The organism is Streptantibioticus rubrisoli (assembly GCF_024436055.1).
Classification (GTDB): Bacteria; Actinomycetota; Actinomycetes; order Streptomycetales; family Streptomycetaceae; genus Streptantibioticus_A; species Streptantibioticus_A rubrisoli.
In genome coordinates this window covers 502210-525044 of sequence record NZ_JANFNH010000001.1, presented here as the reverse complement: position 1 = coordinate 525044, position 22835 = coordinate 502210, and the positions used below count along the sequence as shown (strand labels likewise).

20 protein-coding genes and 1 pseudogene are annotated in these 22835 nt (G+C 70.1%); 12 read left to right on the top strand and 9 right to left on the bottom strand.

The features are described from left to right. Positions 1–8: 8 nt before the first annotated feature. Positions 9–2198, bottom strand: a complete 2190-nt coding sequence (locus NON19_RS02530; RefSeq protein WP_255924860.1) for a putative Ig domain-containing protein — start codon at positions 2196–2198, stop codon at positions 9–11. 370 nt (positions 2199–2568) lie between these two features. Here NON19_RS02530 and NON19_RS02525 point away from each other — a divergent pair, with 370 nt between their 5' ends. From NON19_RS02525 to NON19_RS02505, 5 genes are all read left to right on the top strand, one after another. Beyond that, a complete protein-coding gene (locus NON19_RS02525; RefSeq protein WP_255924859.1) occupies positions 2569–3573 on the top strand; it encodes a hypothetical protein in 1005 nt (334 codons plus the stop codon). A gap of 104 nt (positions 3574–3677) precedes the next feature. Further along, positions 3678–4304 carry a TIGR03086 family metal-binding protein gene (locus NON19_RS02520; RefSeq protein ID WP_255924858.1) on the top strand — a complete coding sequence of 209 codons (627 nt, stop codon included), beginning with the start codon at positions 3678–3680 and terminating at the stop codon, positions 4302–4304. Between the two features lie 127 nt (positions 4305–4431). After that, positions 4432–5463 (top strand): phosphogluconate dehydrogenase (NAD(+)-dependent, decarboxylating), encoded by a 1032-nt coding sequence (gene gnd, locus NON19_RS02515; protein ID WP_372513968.1) that lies wholly within the window; start codon positions 4432–4434, stop codon positions 5461–5463. A 20-nt stretch (positions 5464–5483) separates the two neighbouring features. Continuing rightward, positions 5484–6905, top strand: a complete 1422-nt coding sequence (gene zwf / locus NON19_RS02510) for a glucose-6-phosphate dehydrogenase (RefSeq protein WP_372513967.1) — start codon at positions 5484–5486, stop codon at positions 6903–6905. 69 nt (positions 6906–6974) lie between these two features. Next, positions 6975–7757, top strand: coding sequence for an alpha/beta fold hydrolase (locus tag NON19_RS02505; RefSeq protein WP_255924856.1), 783 nt, complete (start codon positions 6975–6977; stop codon positions 7755–7757). Between the two features lie 294 nt (positions 7758–8051). Here the strand turns inward: NON19_RS02505 and NON19_RS02500 are convergent, their stop codons facing one another. Beyond that, a complete protein-coding gene (locus NON19_RS02500) occupies positions 8052–8405 on the bottom strand; it encodes a hypothetical protein (protein ID WP_255924855.1) in 354 nt (117 codons plus the stop codon). A 428-nt stretch (positions 8406–8833) separates the two neighbouring features. Here NON19_RS02500 and NON19_RS02495 point away from each other — a divergent pair, with 428 nt between their 5' ends. Both NON19_RS02495 and NON19_RS02490 read left to right on the top strand, forming a co-directional pair. Continuing rightward, entirely contained in the window at positions 8834–10333 is a 1500-nt protein-coding gene (locus tag NON19_RS02495) for a DHA2 family efflux MFS transporter permease subunit (protein WP_255924854.1), read from the top strand. Between the two features lie 224 nt (positions 10334–10557). Then, complete coding sequence (locus NON19_RS02490) at positions 10558–11013, top strand: SRPBCC family protein (protein WP_255924853.1); 456 nt, start codon at positions 10558–10560, stop codon at positions 11011–11013. Positions 11014–11019: 6 nt separating this feature from the next. Here NON19_RS02490 and NON19_RS02485 read toward each other — a convergent pair whose 3' ends face one another. Continuing rightward, positions 11020–11667 carry a maleylpyruvate isomerase family mycothiol-dependent enzyme gene (locus NON19_RS02485; RefSeq protein WP_255924852.1) on the bottom strand — a complete coding sequence of 216 codons (648 nt, stop codon included), beginning with the start codon at positions 11665–11667 and terminating at the stop codon, positions 11020–11022. 135 nt (positions 11668–11802) lie between these two features. Between NON19_RS02485 and NON19_RS02480 the strand changes: the two genes are divergently transcribed. The 4 genes from NON19_RS02480 (at position 11803) to NON19_RS02465 (ending at position 14109) form a co-directional block, all read left to right on the top strand. Then, entirely contained in the window at positions 11803–11991 is a 189-nt protein-coding gene (locus NON19_RS02480; protein WP_255924851.1) for a hypothetical protein, read from the top strand. A 112-nt stretch (positions 11992–12103) separates the two neighbouring features. After that, a complete protein-coding gene (locus NON19_RS02475; RefSeq protein ID WP_255924850.1) occupies positions 12104–12976 on the top strand; it encodes a DUF3626 domain-containing protein in 873 nt (290 codons plus the stop codon). 66 nt (positions 12977–13042) lie between these two features. Beyond that, positions 13043–13606, top strand: coding sequence for an RNA ligase 1 family protein (locus tag NON19_RS02470; RefSeq protein ID WP_255924849.1), 564 nt, complete (start codon positions 13043–13045; stop codon positions 13604–13606). Beyond that, a complete protein-coding gene (locus NON19_RS02465; protein WP_255924848.1) occupies positions 13603–14109 on the top strand; it encodes a DinB family protein in 507 nt (168 codons plus the stop codon). The genes NON19_RS02470 and NON19_RS02465 overlap by 4 nt, the downstream gene beginning before the upstream one ends. A gap of 163 nt (positions 14110–14272) precedes the next feature. Here NON19_RS02465 and NON19_RS33280 read toward each other — a convergent pair whose 3' ends face one another. The 3 genes and pseudogenes from NON19_RS33280 to NON19_RS02450 form a co-directional block, all read right to left on the bottom strand. Beyond that, on the bottom strand, positions 14273–14506 hold the full coding sequence (locus NON19_RS33280) for a PP2C family protein-serine/threonine phosphatase (protein ID WP_255925026.1): 234 nt from the start codon (positions 14504–14506) through the stop codon (positions 14273–14275). Positions 14507–14537: 31 nt separating this feature from the next. Next, positions 14538–14627, bottom strand: a pseudogene (locus tag NON19_RS33275) (MerR family DNA-binding transcriptional regulator); the annotation flags it as partial. A gap of 100 nt (positions 14628–14727) precedes the next feature. Then, positions 14728–16104: a serine hydrolase domain-containing protein gene (locus NON19_RS02450; protein WP_255924847.1), complete on the bottom strand. Its 1377-nt coding sequence runs from the start codon at positions 16102–16104 to the stop codon at positions 14728–14730. A 161-nt stretch (positions 16105–16265) separates the two neighbouring features. Here NON19_RS02450 and NON19_RS02445 point away from each other — a divergent pair, with 161 nt between their 5' ends. Then, positions 16266–17534: a phenylacetate--CoA ligase family protein gene (locus NON19_RS02445; RefSeq protein ID WP_255924846.1), complete on the top strand. Its 1269-nt coding sequence runs from the start codon at positions 16266–16268 to the stop codon at positions 17532–17534. A 61-nt stretch (positions 17535–17595) separates the two neighbouring features. Here the strand turns inward: NON19_RS02445 and NON19_RS02440 are convergent, their stop codons facing one another. The 3 genes from NON19_RS02440 to NON19_RS02430 are packed head-to-tail and all read right to left on the bottom strand — an operon-like array spanning position 17596 to position 22435. Beyond that, positions 17596–20127 carry an acyl-CoA reductase gene (locus NON19_RS02440; RefSeq protein WP_255924845.1) on the bottom strand — a complete coding sequence of 844 codons (2532 nt, stop codon included), beginning with the start codon at positions 20125–20127 and terminating at the stop codon, positions 17596–17598. Next, positions 20124–21296 (bottom strand): LuxE/PaaK family acyltransferase, encoded by a 1173-nt coding sequence (locus NON19_RS02435; protein WP_255924844.1) that lies wholly within the window; start codon positions 21294–21296, stop codon positions 20124–20126. Before NON19_RS02435 ends, NON19_RS02440 begins: the two co-directional genes overlap by 4 nt. Then, positions 21293–22435 (bottom strand): GNAT family N-acetyltransferase, encoded by a 1143-nt coding sequence (locus tag NON19_RS02430; RefSeq protein WP_255924843.1) that lies wholly within the window; start codon positions 22433–22435, stop codon positions 21293–21295. Before NON19_RS02430 ends, NON19_RS02435 begins: the two co-directional genes overlap by 4 nt. Positions 22436–22835 lie beyond the last annotated feature (400 nt).

Below are 22835 nucleotides of genomic sequence, written 5' to 3'. Positions count from 1 at the left end.
GGCGGGGGTCAGCTCAGTGTGAGTGCGGTGTCGTCGATGACGAAAGAGGTCTGCAGCGACTGGTCCTCGGTTCCGGTGAAGGTGACGGTGACGGTCTTCCCCGCCAGGGACGACACGTCGAAGGTCTTCTGGCTGTAGCCGGTGGCGGCGTCAAGGTTGGAGTAGGTCGCCAAGGTGGTGCCGTTCGCCGTGACGGTGAGCGTGTCGTACGCCGTCGTACGCGATGTCTCGGCGGTGTCGACGTGCAGGTAGAAGCTCAAGGCGGCCTTGCAGCCTGACGGTATGGTCACCGACTGGGACAGGGTGTCGGTGTGGGTGCTGCCGTAGCCGTCCAACCAGGCGTCCCACGTGCCGCTGCGGGCGGGCTCGCCCTGTGAGGCGTACTGCCCGATGACGCCCGAACTGGCGGACCACACCGTGTTGCCGGACTCGAAGCCCGGGTTACCGAACTTCTGGCCGGTACTGGTGCACGTACCGCCGCCCGCCGGACTGACCGTCCAGGTGAAGTTGGTGGATCCGGTGGCCTTGGTGTCGTCGGTGGCGGTAACGGTCACCTGGTACGTACCGGCGGTGGTCGGCGTGCCGGAGACCAGGCCGGCGCCGGAGGCGATGGCCAGGCCGGGCGGCAGGCCGGTCGCGCTGTAGCTCAGCTTGGCGGTCGGCGAGGAGTCGGTCGCGGTGATCTGAAGGCTCGCCGCGGTGCCGACGGTGCCGGTCTGGTCACCGGGGTTGGTGACGGTGACGGTGTTGCCGCCGGGCTGGCCGCCGCCGATCGGCAGTCCTCCGGTCGGCGCGTACATCCCCACGTCGAACGTGCTGCCGCTGGGGGCGTGGGCGACCGGGATCACGGTGACGGCGTTGCCGCCGGACAGCACGGAGGTCGAGATGTAGTCGCCGAACATCCGGCCCTGCGTGGTGTTCGGCAGCCAGGCCAGCGTCATGGGACCGGCGAGTTGGGTGGGCGCCGTCCAGGTGGTGCCGCCGTTGGCGGAGGACACGTAGCCCGCGTAGAGCTGGCAGGTGGTGTCCGTGCAGGAGGCGTTCGGGTAGTAGTAGTAAGTCAACCCGATGCGGGCTGAGTTGCCCGAACTGCTGGGGTCCACACCGATGCCCGGCACGAAGTGGTCGGCGGCGCTGGTGGCTTCGTCGATCGGCACACGGGTTGGTGAGCTCCACGAGGTGCCGTCCGTCGAGGTCGACAAAATGATGTCGTTGCTGGCGCAGTTGGCGCGGAAGCGGCAGTCGGACCAGACCACGTAGACCTTGCCGGAGCCGTCGATCTCGGCGGACGGCAGCGGCCCTTCGCGCAGGGTGTCCAACCGCGACATGTCGGCGGCGGCGTCCTCCAGCCCGGCGACCGGGTGGTGCGAGACAGTGGCGATCTGCACGCTGGAGCCCCAACTGGCCCCGCCGTCACCGGAGGTGAAGGACCGCTCGCTGTCCTCGCTGCCCGAGGCGAACGGCACCACGACGGTGCCGTTGGGCTGCACGACCGGCTGCCCACCGAGCCCGCTCGGACTGTCGGCCGGGCTCTGCTCCGCACCCCACGTCGCGCCGCCGTCGGTCGACGTCCTCATGTGCTCGGCGTCACCGGCGTTGGCGTCGTCGTACTCGGTGTAGCAGTGGCCGTAGTACGGGCTGGACGGGTGGTTGTCGCACACGGTCCAGTTCTTGTCGTCGAACGTGCCGGTGGAGACGGTGACCGGGCTGCCCCAAGTGTGACCACCGTCCGTGGAACGGCTCAGGTCGACGTCGACGTTGTTGCCGGAGCCGATGCCCAGCCAGGAGACCATCCACACGTTGTCCTTGGCGTCGTAGGCCACCGAGGCGTCACTGGCGGCGGAGTACGGGCCGCCGGTGTTCGTGGTGGAGTTGGGCATGAAGCCGTGCGTCCAGGTCTGCCCGCTGTCGGTGGAGGTAGCCCAGCCGATGTTGGACGCGCCGCCGCCGGAGACCCGTCCGACCTGGAACCCGGCGACGACGGTGGTGCCGTAGCTGAAGGTGTCCGGCTCGACCTCGGTGGCGTGCTGGGCCTGCGAGTCGGAGTACGGGTCACTGCTGATCTGGGCCAGGGCGGTGGCATGCGGGGTGGGGGACGCCACCAGGGCCTGGGCGGGGAGGGCGGGGGTGGCGAACGCCATCGCCGCGGCCAGGGCACCAACGAGGAGTTGGGGTCTTCCTCTTGCCAGTCTGGACATGTCTCTCCTGACATGCAGAGCGGTACCAGTGGATGTCGACGGTCGCCGACACGGGACAGCGGGATAGTGGGCGCCACCACCGCCGCTGGGGAAGACAACAGCGCTGTCGGGAAGTCGACATGGCGCGATGGCGTCAGGTGCCGCCGCGGGGATTGCGCGCGAACTGATGTCGGACTCGGTGCGCGCGCTTCCGGCCGATGCGTCACCCAACGTCAGTGACCGGGCGGCGGCGCCGACGATTTTCAGCAGCCCCGAGTATTGCTGACACTCCTTCAGCGCGCTTGACTGGACACGGACAAGCGACTGAGCCGTGGCGCGAACCGCCGCCCAGTCCTTCGTCCTTCCCCCACCAACGCTTGAGGAGTTCGGGATGCGCAACCACAGATCCCGCAACACCAGCTCCACGCGTTCTTCAGCCAACCGCATCCGGCACACCCTGATGGTGCTGGCCGCGGCGCTGACGGCCGTACTGGGCGCCGCCGCCTCCAGCACGGCGACCCCCGCCGCCAGCACGCCGAACGCAACCCCCGCCAACCGCTCCGGCCAGGTGCGCTACGTCCACACCCACGGCCGTACGGTGCGAGTGGTGACCCACGGACGGTTCGGCGTCGTACCCACCCTGCGCGGTACGCGGACACCGGGCACCGCCGACCGGCGGCGGCCGTCCGCAGGCAGCACCCTGCAGTACAACGGCGGGCCGGTGCAGCACCAACTCGCGGTGTACCTGGTCTTCTGGGGCAACCAGTGGGACAGCGACAGCAACGGCGTCCAGGCCTACGAGACCAACCTCTTCAACGGCCTGGGCACCTCGCAGGACACCTGGTCGACCGTCACCTCCCAGTACACCGACTCCTCAGGCCAGGGGCCGACCTTCAACGGACCGGTACTGGCCGGTACCTGGGTGGACGACTCAGCGGCCGCGCCCAGCTCCGCCGCCGCCTCGGACATCGCCGCCGAGGCCACCGTCGGCGCCCAGCACTTCGGCGTCTCCGGCAACGACGTGCAGATCGTGGTGCTGAGCCCCAGCGGCACCTCCCCCGACGGATTCCCCAACTCCGGCTTCTGCGCCTGGCACGACTACAACGGCACCGTGCCGTACACCAACATGCCGTATGTGCTGGACGCCGGTTCGAGCTGCGGCGCGAACTCCGTGCAGAACCAGCTCGACGGCTTCAGCATCGTCGAGGGCCACGAGTACGCGGAGACGGCCACCGACCCGCAGCCGTCCAGCGGTTGGGTGGCGTCGGATGGTTCGGAGAACGGTGACCTGTGCGCCTGGCAGAACCTGGGCGCGATCAGCCTGCCGACCGGCTCCTTCGCCATGCAGCCCACGTGGAGCAACGCCGCGGGCGGCTGCGCGATGTCGTCCAGCTGACCTTGAACGAACACCACGGAGAGGGCGCCGCCGCGCCCTCCCCGTGACCGCGGCGTCCGATGTCCGCCAGCCAGGACCGACCGCGGCGGGGCATGCTGCCGCGCATGGCTGACCGTACTGACTGTTTCGACGGGATCACTGACCGGTTCGCGCTGTCCAGCGCCGGGTTCGAGCGCAGACTGCGCATGGTGCGCTCCGAGCAGTGGAACTGGCCAACTCCCTGTAGTGAGTGGGACGTTCGGCGACTGGTCAACCACATGACGCGCGGAAACCTCAACTACGTGGCGCTGCTCGGCGGTGCGACCGCCGCGGAGTTCTGGCGGGCGCGTGATGCCGACGCGCTGGGTGCGGATCCGGTCGGCGCCTACGCCCGGTCCGTGCGGGAGTGCGCTGCGGCGTTCGGCGGGCCCGGTGCGCTGCGGCGGGTGCTGGACTACCCGTTCGGCCGGATGACGGGAGAGCAGGCGCTCGCGGTGCGGACCACCGACAGCGCCATTCACACGTGGGATCTCACGCGGGCGATCGGCGCCGATGACGAGTTGGACACCGGCCTGGCGGCATGGATCGACGACCATCTCCGCGAGATCTACTCCGGCCTGGCCGAGACCCCCGTGTCCACCGACACCACCCACCGGGCCTTCGCCGCTCCCGGTGACCCCCTCCCCCAGGGCGCGTCGCGCCAGGACCGGCTGCTGCACCGCATGGGGCGCAACCCCTCCCACGACCGCTGAGCAGTCGGCACAGTCCACAAGCCCGGGGGGAATCACCCTGTATGGACTATTTCCCGCCGATGCCCCCAGGGTAGGAACTCCTCATGATCGTCGCGCGTCCGCGGTCAGACAGGCGAGGAGTACAAAAATGGCAACCGACCGTCCCATGCAGCTCGGCATGATCGGGCTCGGCCGGATGGGTGCGAACCTGGTGCGTCGGCTGACGCGGGACGGGCACCGGTGCGTCGTCTACGACGTCAGTGACAGCGCGGTGAAGGAACTGGAGGGCGAAGGCGCCCTGGGCGCGGTGTCCGTGGCGGACCTCGTGGCCAAGCTGGACAAGCCCCGGGCCGTGTGGCTGATGCTGCCCGCCGGTGTCGTCCAGTCCACGCTCCACGAACTCATCGCACTGCTCGATCCGGATGACGTGGTGATCGACGGCGGCAACTCCTACTACCGGGACGACATCGCCCGCGCGAAGCAACTCGCCACGCGGAACATCCACTATCTGGACTGCGGGACCTCCGGCGGAGTCTGGGGCCTGGAGCGCGGGTACTGCCTGATGATCGGCGGCGCGCGGGAGCCCGTCCAGCGGCTCGACCCGATCTTCCGCAGCATCGCCCCCGGCCGGGGCGGCGCGGAACCCACCCCCAGCCGAACCCGTACCGACGGCACCGCGCCGGAGGGCTATCTGCGCTGCGGCCCCAACGGCGCGGGCCACTTCGTGAAGATGGTCCACAACGGGGTGGAGTACGGCATGATGGCCGCCATCGCCGAGGGGCTGAGCATCATCCGGCACGCCAACGTCGGCGAGGCGGACCGTACCGTCGACGCGGAGACCGCGCCGCTGCGCGATCCGCAGGCGTACCAGTACGACATCGACGTCGCCGAGGTCGCCGAGGTGTGGCGGCGCGGCTCGGTCGTCGGATCGTGGCTGGTCGACCTGGTGGCCGACGCGCTGGCCCGCTCCCCCGAGCTCGCCGACTTCACCGGACGGGTGTCGGACTCCGGTGAGGGCCGGTGGACGGTGCTCGCAGCGGTGGACGAGGGGGTTCCGGCGCCGGTGATCACCGCGGCGCTGATCGAGCGGTTCCAGTCCCAGGGTGGCGGTGAGTTCGCCGACAAGGCGCTGTCCGCGATGCGCAGCGAGTTCGGCGGCCACGCGGAGCGGAAGGGCTGACGATGTCGCAACCTTCGGCGGTGCCCGACGACCATGTCATCGTGCTGTTCGGGGCGACCGGCGACCTCGCCAGGCGCAAGTTGCTTCCCGGCCTCTTCCACTTGGCCAAGGCCGGTCTGATGCCGTCGAGTTGGCGGATCGTCGGGTCGGCGCCCGCCTCGTCCGCGCTGAGCGACGAGGAGTTCCGGCAGCACGCCAGGGACGCGGTCGCCGAGTTCGGGCTGGCCGAGCCGGTGGGCGAGGCATGGCGGGCGTTCGAGGACGCGTTGAGCTTCGGCGCCGCGGACGCCGGGGATCCGGGGCCGCTCGTCGCCGCGGTGGGCGCGGCGGAGCGGGCCGTCGGGGGAAGCCCGCGGCGGCTGTTCCATCTGGCGGTGCCGCCGACCGCGTTCGGTTCCGTGATCGGCATGCTGGGCGCCACGGGGCTGGCGGAAGGCGGCCGGGTCATCATCGAGAAGCCGTTCGGCACCGATCTGGCCTCGGCCCGTGCGCTCAACGAGACGGTCCACACCGTCTTCGACGAGTCCAGGGTGTTCCGCATCGACCACTTCCTCGGCAAGGAGTCGGTGGACAACATCCTCGCGCTGCGTTTCGCCAACGGCCTGCTGGAGCCGGTGTGGAACCGCGACCACATCAGCCATGTGCAGATCGACGTGCCGGAGACCATCGGGATCGAGGGCCGCGCCGGTTTCTTCGAAGGCACCGGCACCTTCAGGGACATGATCGTGACGCATCTGCTCCAGGTGCTCGGCTTCGTCGCGATGGAGCCGCCGACCTCACTGGCCGCCCGGCCGCTGCGGGATGAACGCTGCAAGGTCTTCGAGGCGATGCGGCCGCTCGACGTACGGCATGTGGTGCGCGGCCAGTACGAGGGGTACCGGGACGAGCCCGGCGTCGATCCGCGGTCCCAGACGGAGACGTTCGTCGCGCTGCGCGTGGAGGTGGACAACTGGCGTTGGGCCGGAGTCCCGTTCTACCTGCGTTCTGGCAAGTCCCTGGGGCAGCGCCGCCAGGTGGTGGCGCTGCACTTCAGGGAACCGCCCTTGCGGATGTTCCCGGTTGACGCGCGGCCGGACGCCGACGGCCGGGGCAACGCGCTCGTGGTGGACTTCGACGACCCCGGCTGGATCTCGTCCCGGTTCCTCGTGAAGCGACCCGGCCCCACCATGCGCCTCGCCCCCGCGGAGATGACCTTCCGCTACACGGACTCGTTCCAGAAGGCACACGGCCTGGAAGCCTACGAACGGCTCATCCTGGAAGCGATGTCGGGCGACCAGTCCCTGTTCACCCGCTCCGACGGCATCGAACGCCTCTGGCAGGTCGCCGAACCGCTGCTCGACTCCCCACCGGACGTACAACCGTACGCTCCGGGCTCATGGGGCCCCGACGCCATCAACGACCTGATCGCGCCGCACCGTTGGTACCTGCCGGACGGCAAGTAGGGCAGCCCGACGGGCCGCTGGACAGGCGGCCGGTGGAATACCGGCGCCGCGGGCCGGGCTGACCATGACATGCCACACGTCGTCGCGGCGGACGGGGTCCGCATCGCCTACCAGTGCCAGGGCGCCGGAGCGCCGCTCGTACTGCTCGCCGGTCAGGCGAACAACCATCACTGGTGGGACCGGGTACGAGCGGACTTCCACACCGGGCACCGCACCATCACGCTCGACTACCGCGGTACGGGCGACAGCGACAAGCCCGACGATCCGTACAGCACCGAACTGTTCGCGCGGGACGTGATCGCGGTGCTCGACGCTCTGGGTGCCGAACGCGCCGATGTGTACGGCACGTCGATGGGCGGCCGTGTGGCGCAGAGGCTGGCCGCCGACCACCCGCACCGGGTACGCGCCCTGGTGCTCGGCTGCACGTCCCCGGGTGGCCGACACGGCGTCGAGCGCGGCCCCGACGTGCGCAGGGCACTGGCCCAGCCGGAACCAACGGCCGCCAGGCAGGTTCTGCTTGAGCTGATGTACACCCCGGTCTGGCTCGCCGCCCACCCCGGTCCGTACACCACGCTCGGCGACACCGGCATGCCGCCGCACGCCCGGCGGCGCCATCTGCGCGCCAGCGACCAGCACGACGCCTGGGACCTGCTGCCCGGCATCAGCGCACCCACTCTCGTGGTGCACGGCACCGATGACCTGCTCAATCCCACCGCGAACGCCCACCTGTTGGCTGACCGCGTCCCCGGCGCGCGGCTGCATCTGGTGCCCGGCGCGCGGCACGGCTACTTCGAGGAGTTCCGTGCCATCGCCAGCCCGCTCGTCCTGGAATTCCTCAACCAGGTGCGGTAGGCGTCCCAGCGGTCCGGCCCGGTCCCTGGCCTTTCTCCGCCCGCGGCCCCGGCGTGGCCTCGACCAGGCTGTCGATGCCCGATGGCGGGCGACCGAGACGTTCCGTCACGCCATCGGTGTCCCGGGACCAGCCAGGCTCTACGGCGAACACTCCTCCTCCCGGGGGGCGTTGGCCCGGCACGCGGTGCGGCTGGCCGTGGGGGACGCGTGGTTCCTCACCGAACTCCAGCGTGGGCACGCCCCGCCCCGCCCGGCGCGGTGCCGGGCGGGGCGAAACCTTACGTCAGCCGTGTGTCACCTCGTGCACCAGCGGACGTAGCGGTAGTTGTTGACGTAGTAGGCGGGAATCCAGCCCTGACCGCCCGCCAGCTTGTACCAGCGGTCGTTGGTGCCGACCCGGTCGCCCCGGACCTTGCACACGATCCACACGTGCATTCCGTTGTTGATCGTCCCGGTCGCCCAGCGGTTGACACCGGGGCCGTAGTGGACGGTCACCGGCTGCGGGGAGACCACCCGCCCCTCGACGCGGTGGTGCCAGAAGCCGTGGTGGGCGGGGGTGAGGGCCTGGGCTCCGGTGGCGGTGCTCAGCGCGACCCCTGCGGTGAGCAGGGCCGTGGTGATGGCCCTGCGGATGGAGTGACGTTTCATCATGACGCTCCTCTCTCCAATACCGGCACACACAATGGGATTTGCTGTTTTGCCGGTATTGGCGACAAGATCCTGCCCAGAGCGCGATGCACTGTATGCCACACGTTGGAGTGATTGGCTAGTCAAGTGACTTGACCGGCTCACAGTTACCGCACAGACAACCGGGCACACCCGGGCGCGTGGGGCCACCGCGCCAACGGTCAATCAACGCCAGCCACTTTCCTTCCTTCGAGGAATTCCGTTCGGCGTGTCGGGATGAGAGCGGCGAGCTTCGGCAACTCTACGTATGCGACAAATCACCCTATTGGCCTTCATGGGCCCCACGTGCAAGGGAGGGGGATCGCTGCCATGTCCGTCGCATCAGCGGTAGCCGGGTTCGGGCTCGCCGGTCACGACGCGGAGCGCCGACGAGTGCGGCGTCCGCCGCGATGAAGAAACGTAAAGCCGCCGTACACGGGCGGCATGCCCGACGGACCGCGGCGGACGCGCTCCCAGAGCCCAACTCGCCATCAGTGGACGGGCGTTGGTCGGAGCAGTTGCGCCGGACGATGCTCGTCGTCCTGGTGGCGGCGGTCATCCTCTTCCTCGACTCCTCCGTCGTCCATGTCGCGCTGCGGCCGCTGTCCACCGGTCTGCACATGTCGTTGAGCGCCGGACAGTGGATCGTCTCGGCGTACATGCTGTCCTTCGCGGCGGCGATCCCGACGAGTACCTGGGCGGCGCAGCGCTTCGGCCCGGAGCGGGTGTACCTGACCGCGATGAGCGTCTACATCCTGGCGACCGTGTCGTGCGGGCTGGCGCACGTGCCCTGGCAACTCATCGGCGCCCGCGCCGTACAGGGCGCCAGCGGCGGGCTGATCAGTTCGGTCTGCCGGATCATGCTGGTCACCGCCGCTGGTCCCAAGCGGCTGCCCAGGGCCATGGGCACCCTGGGGCTACCGGTGATGCTGGTGGCGGTCATCGGGCCGCTGCTGGGCGGTGGACTGCTGGCGTACGTGGGATGGCGCGCGATCTTCTTCATCAACGTGCCGATCGGCATCGTGGCGCTGTCGCTGGCGCGCCGGTTGCTGGGGCCGAAGCCGCCGCGGACCAACTCGTCGCTGGACGTGGTCGGGCTGCTGCTGGTCTCCCCCGGACTGGCCGCCCTGACGTACGCGCTGACCCAGGCCGGTCGATCCGGTCGGCTCGGCTGCCCGGCGGTGGTGGTGCCGCTGTGCACCGGCACCGTGCTGATCGTGGCGTTCGTGGTGTGGTCGCTCCAGGGCAGCAGTCCGCTGCTGGACCTACGGCTGTACCGCGACGGGGTGTTCCGGGCAGCCGCGCAGTCGATGCTGGTCATCGGTGCGGTGGTGTTCGGTGGAACGATCCTGCTGCCGCTGTACCTGCAGACCGTACGCGGTGACGACCCGTGGCGCACCGGTCTGCTGATCGCGCCGCAGGGGCTGGGCACGGCTGCCGCGATGTGGCTGTCAGGGCGGTTGTTCGAGCGGCTGGGCAGTGCGACGGTGCTGGTCGGCACCGGTGCGGTACTGCTGTCCACGCTGCCGTTCGCGTTCCTGACGGCCAGCACTCCCTACTGGTGGCTGATCACCGCGACCGTGCTGCGTGGCGCGGGCGTCGGGCTGGCGCACACCCAGGCGATGACCGCCGCGTACCAGTCGCTGTCTCCCGCGTACATCGGGCAGGCCAGCACCCAGTTCAACACCCTTGAGCACGTGGGCGGTTCACTGGGCTCCGCGACGCTGGTGCTGCTGCTGGCCCGGATGCCGTACACCTACAGCCACGCCCCGGTCTCCCGGGCGCACGCGGTGGACATGGCGTACTGGGCGCTGATCGGGGTGAGCGGATGCAGCCTGCTGCCCGCCGCCGCGCTGGTCGCCGCGCAACGCAGAAGCGGCCAGGGCGTCGCCGCCGCCTCGCCGCGCTAGGCGCTCCGCTGGGAGTGGTGCCGACGATGCGCCGTCGATCGTCTGCAGCACCACTGTGGCTGGTCGCGCCCACGCGGCGGAGCCGCACATGAACACAGTCCCGCGCCCCTTCGGGGCGCTAGCGAACCGCGGCCGACTTCACCCGACCTGCTCGGCCCGCGCGATGGACGACGCGCCAGTCCGCCTGCGAGCATCTGGCCCGGTGACGACGAGTGGAGGACGACATGGCGGACACGTCCGCAGTCAGATACGTGACCTACATCGGCAGCAGCGCGGAACGGGTCTGGCACGCGCTGACCGACGCCGACGCGACGGGCGCCTACTGGGGCCACAGCAATGTCTCCGACTGGAAGGCGGGTTCGACCTGGGAGCACCAGCGGACGGACGGTACACGCACCGCCGATGTCGTCGGCACGGTGCTGGAGAGCGCACCGCCGACCCGGCTGGTGAGCACCTGGGTACTGCCCGGCGCGGACCCCACCGGGGAGGCCGCCTCCCGGGTCACCTTCGACATCCAGCCGTACGACGGGATCGTCCGGTTGACCATGACCCATGAGAACCTGCCCAGCGATGCCGAACGGGAAAAGGCGGCCCACGGGTGGGCAGCGGTGCTGTCCAACCTCAAGACGTACGTCGAGACCGGCAACCCGCTGCCCCAAGAACCGTGGCGGATGCCGTAGTTCGCTTCACACACTGACGAAGCGGTCGCACCGCTCGCCTTCGAGGTGGCCCGGCGGGACCTTGCGGCCGTAGGCGAGCAACAACAGGTCCTGGGCGGAGCCGGAGATGGGCGTTCCGGTGCCGTAGGTCCAGTCGAGGTCGTTGGCCCGCAGTTGTACGCCGTGCAGGTCGGCGCCGAAGAACTTCAGGGTCCTTGCGTTGATGGTGTCCAGCAGGATCCGCAGGCGGTCCTGCGGTACCCGGCGGTCGTGCCCCAGCGCGACCGTGATGTCCAGGCCGTGCACCACATCGTGCCCCAGCGCCGACTCGTACCCGCCGACCGGCGGCTTCCACGGATTGTCGGCGTTGTCCCGTAGCGAGGCGGCGAGCGCACGTGTGGAGTGGGCCGCCGCGTCCACCCTGGCGCACCGGTCGGTCATCCGGTGGAGGTTGCCGCGCGCCTTGACGAGTTCCCACGCTGTCTTGCCGAACGAGTACCGGAATCCCATCGACATGTGCGCCGCGACATGCCGCACCTGCCAACCCGTGCACAGGGTCGGCGCGGCCCACTCCTGCTCTGACAGACCGTCCAGCAGGTCGGCCAACTCGCGCCGCTCCGCCGCGATTTCGGTCCTGACTTCCGCTGTCGTCCTGCGGTGCGCTGTGTTCCCCATGTCCCAAGGGTGTCGGCACTTGGGCCGCAAGTCCAAGAACGTGCGATTATCGCGGCCAGCATGGCTGGTTATCGACTTCGGGTACGCGCGGGTGTCCCACCGTCACCTGGCGGCGTCTCGTCCGTTGATGTGGTCGTGGACGAATCGGATTACGCGGATTACCCGGTCGACGCCCCTGACCAGCGGGAGGACGCCGAGGCCCTGGCGACCGAGCCGGAGCGTACGGCCACCCGCGCCACCCGGACCTGGGTCGTGTCACGTGCGGGCATCGCGGAGGCCCACCCGCAGAACGGCGCTGCGCGCCGGACCGAGGGCGCGCTCTGAGGGTGGCGGGCGACCGGGGAGACGGGGGTCGTAGCGGTGGCGCCGGCCGGTGCAAGGTCGCTTGAGCGTAATCGGGATGTGGTAGCGGTGGGCGTTCGTGCACACTGCGGCGATGGAAATTGACCCCGCCTGGTCACCGCAGCACAAGGCCCTGCGCCATGTCGCCAACCTGTCCTCGGGAGGCCCGCTCGACCCCCGGTTGCGGCTGACGATGAACTTCCACCCCGACCGGTCAGCGGACGGCCAGCCGATCCTGTGCAAGATGGCCGCGGACCGAATCTACCGCTCGCAGTTCGTGACGGGCACCAGCAACGGCGGTCTCACCGCCCACCCCGGCGGGGACCGGTGGCGATGGGAAAGCCGCATCTTCGCAGGCGCCTACGACCACGCCGCCGACGCCGAGCGCCCTGTCTACGGAGCGCTGGACTTCCGCCGCAGTCCCGTCGGCGGAGCACCACGGTTCGGCTCCTCGTACTTCCGGCTCACCGGTGAAACCCTCGCCCGGGCCACGTTCTGCTACCCCGACAGTTCCACCGGGCCCCGCGACTTCGGCGTCGCGGATCACTTCTCGCTCATCGCGCTGGCCGAGGCCGACGACCTGGATGACCTGGACGGCCACATCGAAGCGCAGATACACGGCCCGGTCAGGCTCGACCGTGATGTCGAGGCACTCGTCCTCGATCCCAGCTATCGCGGTACGGCCGTGGAGGACGCGGCCCGCGCGCTACCGTGCCCGATCGAGTGGCATCCTGGCTTTCGGCTCAGCGTGCCGCACCTGCGGCGCCACCCGGAGTACCGGGGACAGCGCTATGTGGACCTGGGAGCGGAGATCGCGGTCGGCGGCCGACTCGATCCCAGGATCATCGGGGACGCCGCTCGAACAGGCCGGTACGACCCGCAAGACCTCAAGAAGGTCTGGCACTGCCTGGCGCGTTTCGGGGCGCCCGCCTGCCGCCGTCCCGGGCGGCCAGGCGTAAATGGGTAACAGGCAAACGCCCGACGGTGGTTCACTACACCCCGACCAGATGGGAACGGCCACACCGGGGGAATCATGCGTAAGGTCCCGACACTGTTCGTGCGCGATCCGCGGGAGCGTCGCTTCGTGCTGCCTGAGGTGGCGCCCGACTGTGCGTGGGTGGTGGCCGGTGAGGGCCTGCCGACGCGTAAGTGGGACGGGACGTGCGTGATGCTGGACGAGCACGGCGCGTGGTGGGCACGGCGCGAGGTGCGGGCCGGGAAGGCGGCGCCCGCGAACTACGTGCCCGTCGAGACGGACCAGACCACCGGCAAGACGGTGGGTTGGGAGCCGATGGCCCAGTCCTCGTTCGCCGGGTTCCACGCGCAGGCCGTGCGGCTGGGTGATGGGTGGACGCCCGGCACGTATGAACTCGTCGGTCCGAGGATCAACGGCAACCCGGAGGGGTTCGAGGCCCACACCCTGGTACGTCACGGCTGGGCGCCCGCAGCGGTCCTGGCCGAAGTGGCGGCCGCGCCGCGGGACTTCGAGGGGCTACGGGAGTGGCTGCTGGCCCGCCCGCGGTACGAGGGGATCGTATGGCACCATCCAGACGGAGTGCGGATGGCGAAGATCAAGCGGAGGGACTTCAGGGCATGACGGTAGAACGCGTCGGGCCGCCGTTGATCGGGCCGGAGCGCGAGATGCTGCGTGCCTTCCTCGACTACCAGCGTGCGACGCTCGCCATGAAGTGCGAGGGTCTGAGCGACGAGGAGTTGCGCCGTCAGTCGTCACCGCCCTCGACGCTGTCGCTGCTCGGCCTGGTGCGGCACATGGCCGAGGTGGAACGCACCTGGTTCCGGCGGGTGATCAACGGCGAGGACATTCCGCTGGTCTGGTCGCGGGAGGACGACTACCAGGTGGCGTACGACGCGAGCGCGTCCACCCGGTCGGAGGCGTTCGCCGCCTGGCAGGCGGAGGTCGAGCACGCGCGGCGGATCGAGCGTGAGGCGGAATCCCTTGATGTGGTTGGGCACCAGGCTCGTTGGGGCGAGGACGTGTCGCTACGGCTGGTGATGCTGCATGTCTTCTACGACTACGCCCGGCACAACGGCCACGCCGACTTCCTGCGCGAGGCCATCGACGGCACGGTCGGGGCGTAGAGGGGTCTGGCCGCATCGCCGGTGAGGTCCCGGGCGATGCGGCCCGACTATGAAGTACACGACGGACACCAACCACTGAGAGCCGGTGACCCTGCCGTGGAAGTCCGGCAAGGGCTGCAACCAGCCGTTGATTAGGCGAGTTCGGCCTGCGGAACGGGTGCCGCTACCGCCGCGCCTCCGCGACGTGGGCCACCACGCAGCTCACGTTGTCGGGGCCGCCGCGGCGGTTTGCCTCGTCGATCAGTTCACGTGCCGCCTGTTGGGGGCCGAAGTCTGCTGCGATGACCTGGCACAGGAGTTCGGCCGGTACCACTGCGGACAGGCCGTCGGAGCAGAGCAGATAGCGGTCGCCGGGCCGGGCCTCGTGCAGACGGACATCGGGGATGGCCTCGTCCACGCCGGTCAACGCCCTTGCTAGTAGAGCGCTGGGTCAGCAGTCCCAACTCGTCGTAAAGGCGCAGGGCCTTCGGTGAGAGCCGGGACGCCTTGGCGAAGGCCCCGATGGTCAGCAAGCCCATGCCCGCTCCTCCTCATACCGGGCGCCTCGCCCGGCCCGATCGATGCTGCGGCCTGCCCCAAGGTGAAGGTCAACTTCGGGGGCCGCAGGCGAGGCGGCCCCTAGTTGGCGCGCCAGCCCCGGGGGTCCACGCCGCCCGGAATCGAGGCGGCGGGCTCGTAGGGCTGGCGGGTGAGGACGAAGCTGCCGATGTCCAGATGGCTGGCGGTGCCGTCGGCGATCCTGACCACCCGCAGCCGCTCACCGGTGTAGTAGCCGTCCAGGCCGGTCCACGTGCCGTCCGGCTCCGCCCGGAAGCGCGAGCTGCGGCCCACCGCGCCCAGGGCGGTCAGTTCCAGCGCGCGGTCCGCCCGCAGCCGTAGGGTGAACGGGGCGGCGCCCCAGTACCAGGGGCCGGTGAGCGCCAGCAGCTCCTGATCGACGTCGCGCAGCGGGCGCCACGGCTGCGGGATGCGCGGCTCGTGCTCGGCGACGATCCGGATGAGATCTGCGGCGATCACCGTGGTGTTCATCCCCGAGGTCACATTGGCCAGCGTGACGGCCGCGACGTCGTCCGCCTCGCTCACCCAGACGCTCGCCAGGAACCCGGGCATCGAACCGCCGTGGCCGTACAACTCCCGCCCGTCCCGCCGCAGGATCTGCAGGCCGAGCCCGTAGCCGGTGGTCCACTGCGGGTCGTACGGCTCCGCGGTGGGGCGGCGCATCTGCGCGACCGTCGCCGGGCTGAGCACCTTCTCGTCACCGTCGGCCAGGAACGCCGCCCACCGGCACAAGTCGGCCGTGGTGGACCACAGTTGGCCCGCGGGCCCCATCACGCCGGTGTCCTCCAGCGGTTCGGGCAGCATGACGTCCGCCCACGGGTGCACCGCGAACCCTGCGGCGTGCGGGGCCTGCGGCAGCAGCGTGGTCCGCGTCATACCGAGCGGTTCCAGCACCTCACGGTGGAGCACCTCGCCCCACGGCGCACCGCGCAGCCGGGCCACCAGCGCGCCCAGCAGGGCGTAGCCGGGGTTGGAGTAGTGGAACCGGCGACCGGCGGGATGGCGCACCGGCTGCTCCCCCAGCACATCCGCCAGGTCGGGCCGCAACTCACCGGGTGTGCGCTCCCACCACGGTCCGGGCGTCTCAGCGGCCAGCCCCGAGGTATGCGCGAGAAGCTGATGTACCGTCAGCTCACCGACGGAGGTGCCGGGCAGATGCCGTTCCAGCGGGTCGGCGAGGTCCAGCAGCCCCTCGTCGCGCAGCCGCAGCACCAGTACCGCGACGAACGACTTGGTGAGCGAACCGATCCGGTACTGCACGTCATCGGTCGGCTGGTGGTCGTCCAGCATGCCGCGCGCCCCGGTCCACGCCGTGCGCCCGTTCCGTACCACCGCTCCCACCAGCGACGGCGTACGGCCCTCGGCCTGGCCGACGGCCAGCCGGTGCAGCAGGGCGCGACGTGTGGCGGGCAGCAACTCTTCTGGTGCGCCGTCCATTTGGCACCTCATCCTTCAGCCCCGTATCCGAACCGGTCGACAGTACCGGCCGGGGGCCACAGATTCGAACGAATTTCACCATCCCCCAACAGACCTACGGATCCACGGCAAACCCGGGTTCAGTACCCTGGAATCCTTGCCCCACAGGGAAGTTGGACCACATGAACGCTCAACTAGCCGAGCTCATATCCTTCGCGCGGCAGAACTCGCCGTACTACCGCGACCTCTATGCCGAGCTACCCGCCGAGTCGGCCGATCTGACCGCACTGCCACTGGTCGATCACACCGCGTACTGGAAGGCGCACGGCGCGCCGGTCAGCCAGGTGCTGACCGGACCGCACACCGAGGGCATCGTCTTCAAGACCGGCGGGACCACGGGCGCTCCCCGGGTGTCCCGCTACACCCGGGACGAGTGGCGGGCGATGAGCCGCCGGTTCGGGGACGGCCTGCCCGCGGCCGGGCTGCGGACCGGGGACCGGGTGGCCAACCTCTTCTACGCCGGGGAGCTGTACTCCAGCTTCGTCTTCACCCTCAACTGCCTGCAGGACGCGCCGGTTCCCACCGTACAGCTGCCGATCGGCGGCGGCAGTCCGCTGGACTTCACCGTGCACGCGCTGCGTGACTTCGACGCGACCGTCATCGCCGCGCCGCCGACCTCGCTGTGCCGCCTGGCGCTTGAGGTGGTCAACACGGTCGGCACGCTGCCCGGCGTCCGGCTGGCGCTGTTCAGCGGTGAGGCGCTGTACGGCGATCAACTCTCGTTGCTGGACCAGGCGTTCCCCGGTATCGAGGTGCGCTCCATCGGCTACGCCAGTGTTGACGCGGGCGTGCTGGCCGGGCCGGTCGCCGGGGAGGCGGATCCCCGGGTGCACGAGGTGTTCACCCCGGACAAGGTGGTGGAGCTGCTCGACCCGGAGACCGGTGAGCCCATCGAGGAACCGGGCCGCCCCGGCCGGGTGGTGGCAACGGACCTGGTGCGGCGGTTGATGCCGGTGATCCGCTACCCGGTCGGTGACATGGCCGAGTGGGTGGACTTCCCCCGGCGGCGCCTGCGGCTGCTCGGCCGCTCCGAGGAGGGGGCCAGGGTCGGGGTGGTCACCGTGTACCTGGAGGACCTGCGGCAACTGGTCGAGACCGAGGACAAGCGGGGTCTGGTGGCCGGGACCCAGGTGGTGCTCCGGCACCGGGAGACCCGGGACGAGCTGGTGCTGCGTCTGGCGGCGCGGCGCGGCGATGGCGCGGACCGCCAGGCCCTGGAGGACGCGCTGACGCAGCGACTGGCTTGCGTGCGGCCGATGTTCGACGAACACGTACGCCAGGGCAAGATCCACCCGCTCGCGTTCGAGTGGGTGGATGTGGACGGCCTGACCCTCAACCCCCGTACCGGCAAGCTGGTCAGGCTCATCGACGAGCGGATGTCGGGCTCATAACGACGAGTCCCTCCGCCGGACCCCAGGCGGTCCGGCGGAGGGACTGTGCCGCGCAAGCCGGTCAGCGGTTGCGTTCCCGGCGGTCCACGACCGCGAGCAGCTTGCCGCTGGCGGCGGTCTGCTCGAAGCGCTCCACGGGGGCCCACTCCACCCGCAGCTCCACCATGCGGTCCCGGTTCACCGCGATGTCCAGCGCGGGGTACTCATCGAGGAAGACCCGTGCCGCGTCGGCCTCGGGCCGGGTGGCGTCGCCCTCCAGCCGTACGGTCAGCCGCTCGTCGGCGTGCTCGTTCTCGTCCAGCAGGATCTGTACGGCGCCGGTGTGGCCCAGCGCGTCCTCCGCGACGGCGGCGAACCTGCGGTAGTTGAGGAAGTGGCTGCCGCTGCGGAAGATGTCACCGAACCGGCCCAGCAGTTCGAAGCGCGGCGTGCGGCGACCGCACGAGCACTCGCCCGGCACCCAACGGCCCAGGTCACCGATCTCATACCGGTCCAGTCGCTGGCCGCGCCGGGTGTGCGCGGTGAACACCAGTCGTCCCGTCTCGCCGACCGGTGCCGGGCGGTCCGCGACCGGTTCCAGGATCTCCAGCGTCTGCAGACCGCTGAACAGGTGGTGCACCCGAGCCGGTGACGCACCGCACTGGTAACCCAACGGCCCGGCGTCAACGCTGCCGTAGGCGGCCGAGCGGATCAACTCGACCCCGAACTCCTCGCGCAGCCAGGCCTGTTGGCGCTCGGGGAAGTGCTCACCGCCGTAGAAGATCTTGCGCACCCCGCGGTACCCGCGCAGTTCCTCGGCGCCCTCGGTGAACACCCGTAGTAGGTAGTTGGGCATGCCGAGGAGGGTGTCCACCCGGTGTTCCACGATGGAGCGGGCCACCGCGGCGTGGTCCTGCTGTGCGGCCATGGGGAACTGCACCGCGTTCAGGGTCTCCAGCACCGAGAAGAAGCTGGGGAAACCTCCGTAGAGCAGACCGCCGAAGAACAGGTTCATGGCCCGGTCGGTGCGCGGCTCGAACCCGGCGGCCAGCAGGCCCTCCGCGCCGTGGCGCATGTGCTCGTGGTAGTCGTCCCAGGTGAACGCGGACAGCTTGGGCGCGCCGGAGCTGCCGCCGCTGCGGAAGAACACCTCGGCCCGGCTCAGGTCGCTTTGCAGTTGCTCGAAATCCGCCTTGGCGGTGACCGGCACGGCGGGCGGCGGCAGTTCGCGCGCGCCGACCAGGTCGTCCAGGCAGGCGTCGGTGGAGAACCGGGCGTCGAGTTGCACGTCCACCCGGCGGCTGTAGCGCTGCAGCGCGTAGACGCCGTCGTGCGGTTCGCCGTTGTAGCTGCCCAGCATCTCGCCGGGTACGGTGACCCGTTGGGCTCCGGCGGCCAGCACGGCGGTGGCCAGTTCGGCGGTGTCGCGGCGATCGGCGCCCAGGCCGACGGTCTGCAGGTAGCGGCGCATCGGGCGCAGCACCTCGCCGATCCGTTTGCGCGGCAGGGGCTTGACCCACACCGTGCGGTGCAGCGGTGAGGCCCGCAGCGCGCCACGGGTGTCGGCCAGTACGTGCCAGCTGCCGTCCGGCGCGGCGTGCACCCGGGTGAGGTCCAGGTGCTGCTCCAGCTGGGCCACCAGGACGGTGTTGGTGATCTCCGCGCTCTCCATCAGCTCCGGCTCGGCCGGACGCGACTCGCTGACGGCGTCGGCCAGTACGGTGGCGAACCGCTCGGCGAACGCGAAGACCTCGTCGGTGTCTTCGGTGTCCAGATAGACGACCTGCGGGCTGGAGCACGCCTGCTGGCCGAGGCGGCAGATGTCGGCGGCCACCGCGCGCAGTGTCTTGGGGGCGGACCAGGTGTCCGCGGTGAGGTAGGCGAAGGAGAGCTTCGGCCCCCAGTCGACCAGCCGGCAGCCGGGCCGCACCAGGGCCGCCACGCCCGCGATGGCCTCCTCCCCGCCCCAGGCGGCGACCGCGTCGGCTGCGGCGCACAGCCGCTCCAGCCAGCTGGTGCGGCTGGAGGGGAAGCCGAGCACGACCACCCGACTGGCGATCTGCCCGGTGGGATCGAGTTCACCGAGACTGGCCAGCAGTCCGTGGGTGAAGCGTGAACCGCCGCTGGTCTTGGCCACGTTGACGTTTCCGGCGAGCAGCCCCTCGACCACGCTGAGCGCTCCGGCGGCGGGCGCGTTGCCAGGGGTGATGTGCACCAGCAGGCCGACCGGCAGCCAGGCCTCGAAGACCTCCCGGCGCAGGTCGAAGCGGGCCAGCCGACCGGGGTCGATGCCGCCCAGCTCGCGGGTCAGCTTGGTCTCCAGGGCCTCCCGGCCGAGGGCCGCGGCGATGTCGCGCAGGGTGCGTGCCGACTCCTCCTCGGGCACCGCGGCCTGGCGCAGCAGTGCGGTGAGCCGCTGGGTGTGCGGGTCGTCCGGGTCGCTGAGCGCGGTGGCCAGGCGGTCGCACGCGGCGATCACGAGGAGTGGGCTGAGGGGGCGGGCCAGCGCCTCGGGGACGTAGTCGTCCAGCGCGTCGAGTCGGCGTTCCGCCTCGGCGTCGTCGACCCACTCGCCCTGCCAGTAGTGTCCGTCGGGCAGCAACTCGCTGGTCATGACTTCCCCTTGATCAGTTCGGCGGCGGCGATGGCACAGCTGCGGTTGCGGCTCAGCCCGGCCCGGCCGTGCACGGTGAACCAGGGCGTGGGCAGCCCGCAGCCGCACTCCTCGGGGCCGTACTGCGTGACCAGGTCGCCCATGAGCACGGACTGGGCCGGGACCGACGTGATGTACGGGGAGATGAACTGGGCGTAGCCGGGCTCCCCGTGGGGCAGCGGCTCCAGCGTGCGCACCGAGCGGACCAGCATCCTGGACCAGGTGGGTACGTGCAGGCGGTGCCGTGGGCACTCCATGTAGAGCACGGAGTGCTCGGCGGCGCCGAAGCCGTCGCGGATGCGTTCGTCGGGGATGCCCAACTGGTCGTGGATGCGCTGGTACAGCTCGGGTTTGGCCACCTGCTTGTCGGCGTGGCCCTTCCAGCCGCCGCCGAAGACGACCAGCGACCGCGGGTCGAGCTCCAGCGGCGGGATGCCCAGCTCCCGCATCCGGTCGAGGGTGAAGGAGAGGAAGGCCGGGAACCCCAGGATGCGTACCGGCGCGCCCTCCTCGGCGTAGCGGATGAGCGCGCGAACGCAGCCGAACGGGTCGAACTCGTGGCCGCCGCCGGTGTGCTTGAGCGCGTACTCGACCGACCGCACCGGTGCGAAGTGACACAGGTACTCGTCGGTGAACGAGCTGCCCAGGTTCAGCCCGGGACGCGGCTGGTAGTTGGAGAGCAGGTAGTTGACCGGCTCGCTCTCGCCGATCCAGCCGTAGTGGTCGAAGATCCGGGCGACCATGCGCTGGCCGTTGCGCAGCGTGAAGTCGTCGAAGAACATCTGCGACTTCTGGCCGGTGGTGCCGGAGGAGGTGACGTGCAGCTTCACGTCGTCGGCGGGGATGGACACCACTTCGTGCGCCTTGTAGAAGTTGGCGTGCACGAACGGCAGCCGGTGCAGGTCGGCCACGTCCTCCAGCGGACGGTCGGCGGCCGCGCTGGCGGCCAGCAGCCGGTCGAAGAACGGGGAGCGGGCGGCGTGCCAGGCGTTGGACTCGTTCATCGCCCGCGCGAACAGCCGGTCGCTGTCCGGGCCCGCGAGGTACGGCTCGGCGATGTCGCACAGCCGTTGCACGGCGGCGAGGGCGTCGGGATCGGGTACCGAGACCGGTCCCAGGTACTGGTTCACTGGAAAACCCCGCAGGTGTTGAGGTATTGCTGCTTCCACAGCTCGATGTACTGCTCGGTGAAGGGCTGGAACGCCATGTCGATGGCCAGGTCGTGGAAGTCCAGCGGCTGGAGGGTGCGGGCCATCACGACGTGGTCGCGGAACCGTGTGCCCTCCCGGCGCATCGCCGGGTAGGCGGCGGCGGGCAGGAAGCCGTGGGCGAGCAACCGGCACAGTTCTTCGTAGCGGTCCAGCGGCACCAGGGTTTCGATGTAGGAGGCGCCGTAGCCGCCCAGCCGCTCGATGAGCGGTTCCAGGTCGTCACCGAGGGCGGAGAATCCGGGAGCGGTGCCGATCAGCGCGCAGTACCCGTCGGACCGGCTGAGTTGGGCGTACAGCTCGTATGCCCCGTCGGTGGCGGCCAGCATGATGTTGGGCGCGTGGAACGGGTAGAAGCGCCGGGCGGGGTCGGGCATGACCTCGGCGAAGCGGCGCAGGACGAACTCGGGCGCGTCCACGAGCTCGACGGCGCGGTCCGCCGGGCGGCCACCGGTGACGCGCGGCGGTACCTCGTCGGTGACCTCGGTGTCGAGCGCGAACCCGGCCGAACGCAGTGCCTGGACCAGGCCGCCGAGTTGGGCCGGGACCCGGGGCACCGGAAGGCGTCGTTCGAGCACGCCTTCGCGGTGGCGGGCCAGCAGCACCATGGTCTCGTGCCGGGCGGCCTTGCGGAGGTTGGGGAAGATGCCCAGGGCGTGGAAACCACTGCGCAGGCAGATGCGTTGGGGTGCGGTGGAGTTGGTGCGCGCGGTGGCGTAGACGGAGTCGGCGGGCTGCTCGCCGCTGAGCAGGGTGTCACTGAGTTGCTGGACCGCCTGCCGCGCGGCGCCCGAGCCCCGGGCGTCGGGGTGGATCACCAGGCCCTGGAGCTTGCCCAAGCCGTTTGACGGGTCGTGGTTGCCCACGATCGACCCCACCAACCGTCCGGTTCCCGGCTCGTCGGCGACCAGCCAGGTGGTCAGCGGTGCGCAGATCTCCCGGGCCATCACCTCCGGGTCGGTGCCGAGCGGCAGCGCGTAGTCGCGCCCGTAGACCCGTCGGTAGAGCTGGAGCAACCCGTCGATGTCTTCCAGAGTCGCGACGCGGAAATCGAGGGCCAAGGTACCTCCACACGGACATGGCACACCGGCGGATCGACGCTGGTGTGCACGGGAAGGCGTTCCGCGGACGGACATGGGCTGCCCGGTCGGGGCATCCCACAACGTCCCGAAAACGGCGGAAGCGTAGGGAGAAGCGATGTGTTGGCAGGATCTGCCGACACATCACACACTAGCGTGCGAAGTCAGTTGAAGATCGTACGGAGCGTTACTGACCAGGCATTATGGAGGCGGTGTGCGACCAAGCTCACAGATTGGTCACATCCGGGAACTGAACGCGACAGGGCGGAATTTGGGGTGCCTCGGCGGCAATTCCCGCTCCTGCCAGGGTCGTTGGTCCAAGCGCGGGTGAAGTCCACTGCGGTCCGGTAGCGCCCCGAAGGGCCGCGGGGCTGTGTTCATG

Bases quoted from the DNA above. Each gene is read 5' to 3' on its own strand.
- NON19_RS02485 (WP_255924852.1), bottom strand. From the start codon at position 11,667: ATGGGGAACACAGCGCACCGCAGGACGACAGCGGAAGTCAGGACCGAA.
- NON19_RS02475 (WP_255924850.1), top strand. From the start codon at position 12,104: ATGGAAATTGACCCCGCCTGGTCACCGCAGCACAAGGCCCTGCGCCAT.
- NON19_RS02445 (WP_255924846.1), top strand. From the start codon at position 16,266: ATGAACGCTCAACTAGCCGAGCTCATATCCTTCGCGCGGCAGAACTCG.
- NON19_RS02530 (WP_255924860.1), bottom strand. From the start codon at position 2,198: ATGTCCAGACTGGCAAGAGGAAGACCCCAACTCCTCGTTGGTGCCCTG.
- NON19_RS02470 (WP_255924849.1), top strand. From the start codon at position 13,043: ATGCGTAAGGTCCCGACACTGTTCGTGCGCGATCCGCGGGAGCGTCGC.
- NON19_RS02500 (WP_255924855.1), bottom strand. From the start codon at position 8,405: ATGAAACGTCACTCCATCCGCAGGGCCATCACCACGGCCCTGCTCACC.
- NON19_RS02465 (WP_255924848.1), top strand. From the start codon at position 13,603: ATGACGGTAGAACGCGTCGGGCCGCCGTTGATCGGGCCGGAGCGCGAG.
- NON19_RS02505 (WP_255924856.1), top strand. From the start codon at position 6,975: ATGCCACACGTCGTCGCGGCGGACGGGGTCCGCATCGCCTACCAGTGC.
- NON19_RS02440 (WP_255924845.1), bottom strand. From the start codon at position 20,127: ATGACCAGCGAGTTGCTGCCCGACGGACACTACTGGCAGGGCGAGTGG.
- NON19_RS02490 (WP_255924853.1), top strand. From the start codon at position 10,558: ATGGCGGACACGTCCGCAGTCAGATACGTGACCTACATCGGCAGCAGC.
- gnd (WP_372513968.1), top strand. From the start codon at position 4,432: ATGGCAACCGACCGTCCCATGCAGCTCGGCATGATCGGGCTCGGCCGG.
- NON19_RS02495 (WP_255924854.1), top strand. From the start codon at position 8,834: ATGAAGAAACGTAAAGCCGCCGTACACGGGCGGCATGCCCGACGGACC.
- NON19_RS02525 (WP_255924859.1), top strand. From the start codon at position 2,569: ATGCGCAACCACAGATCCCGCAACACCAGCTCCACGCGTTCTTCAGCC.
- NON19_RS02520 (WP_255924858.1), top strand. From the start codon at position 3,678: ATGGCTGACCGTACTGACTGTTTCGACGGGATCACTGACCGGTTCGCG.
- NON19_RS02450 (WP_255924847.1), bottom strand. From the start codon at position 16,104: ATGGACGGCGCACCAGAAGAGTTGCTGCCCGCCACACGTCGCGCCCTG.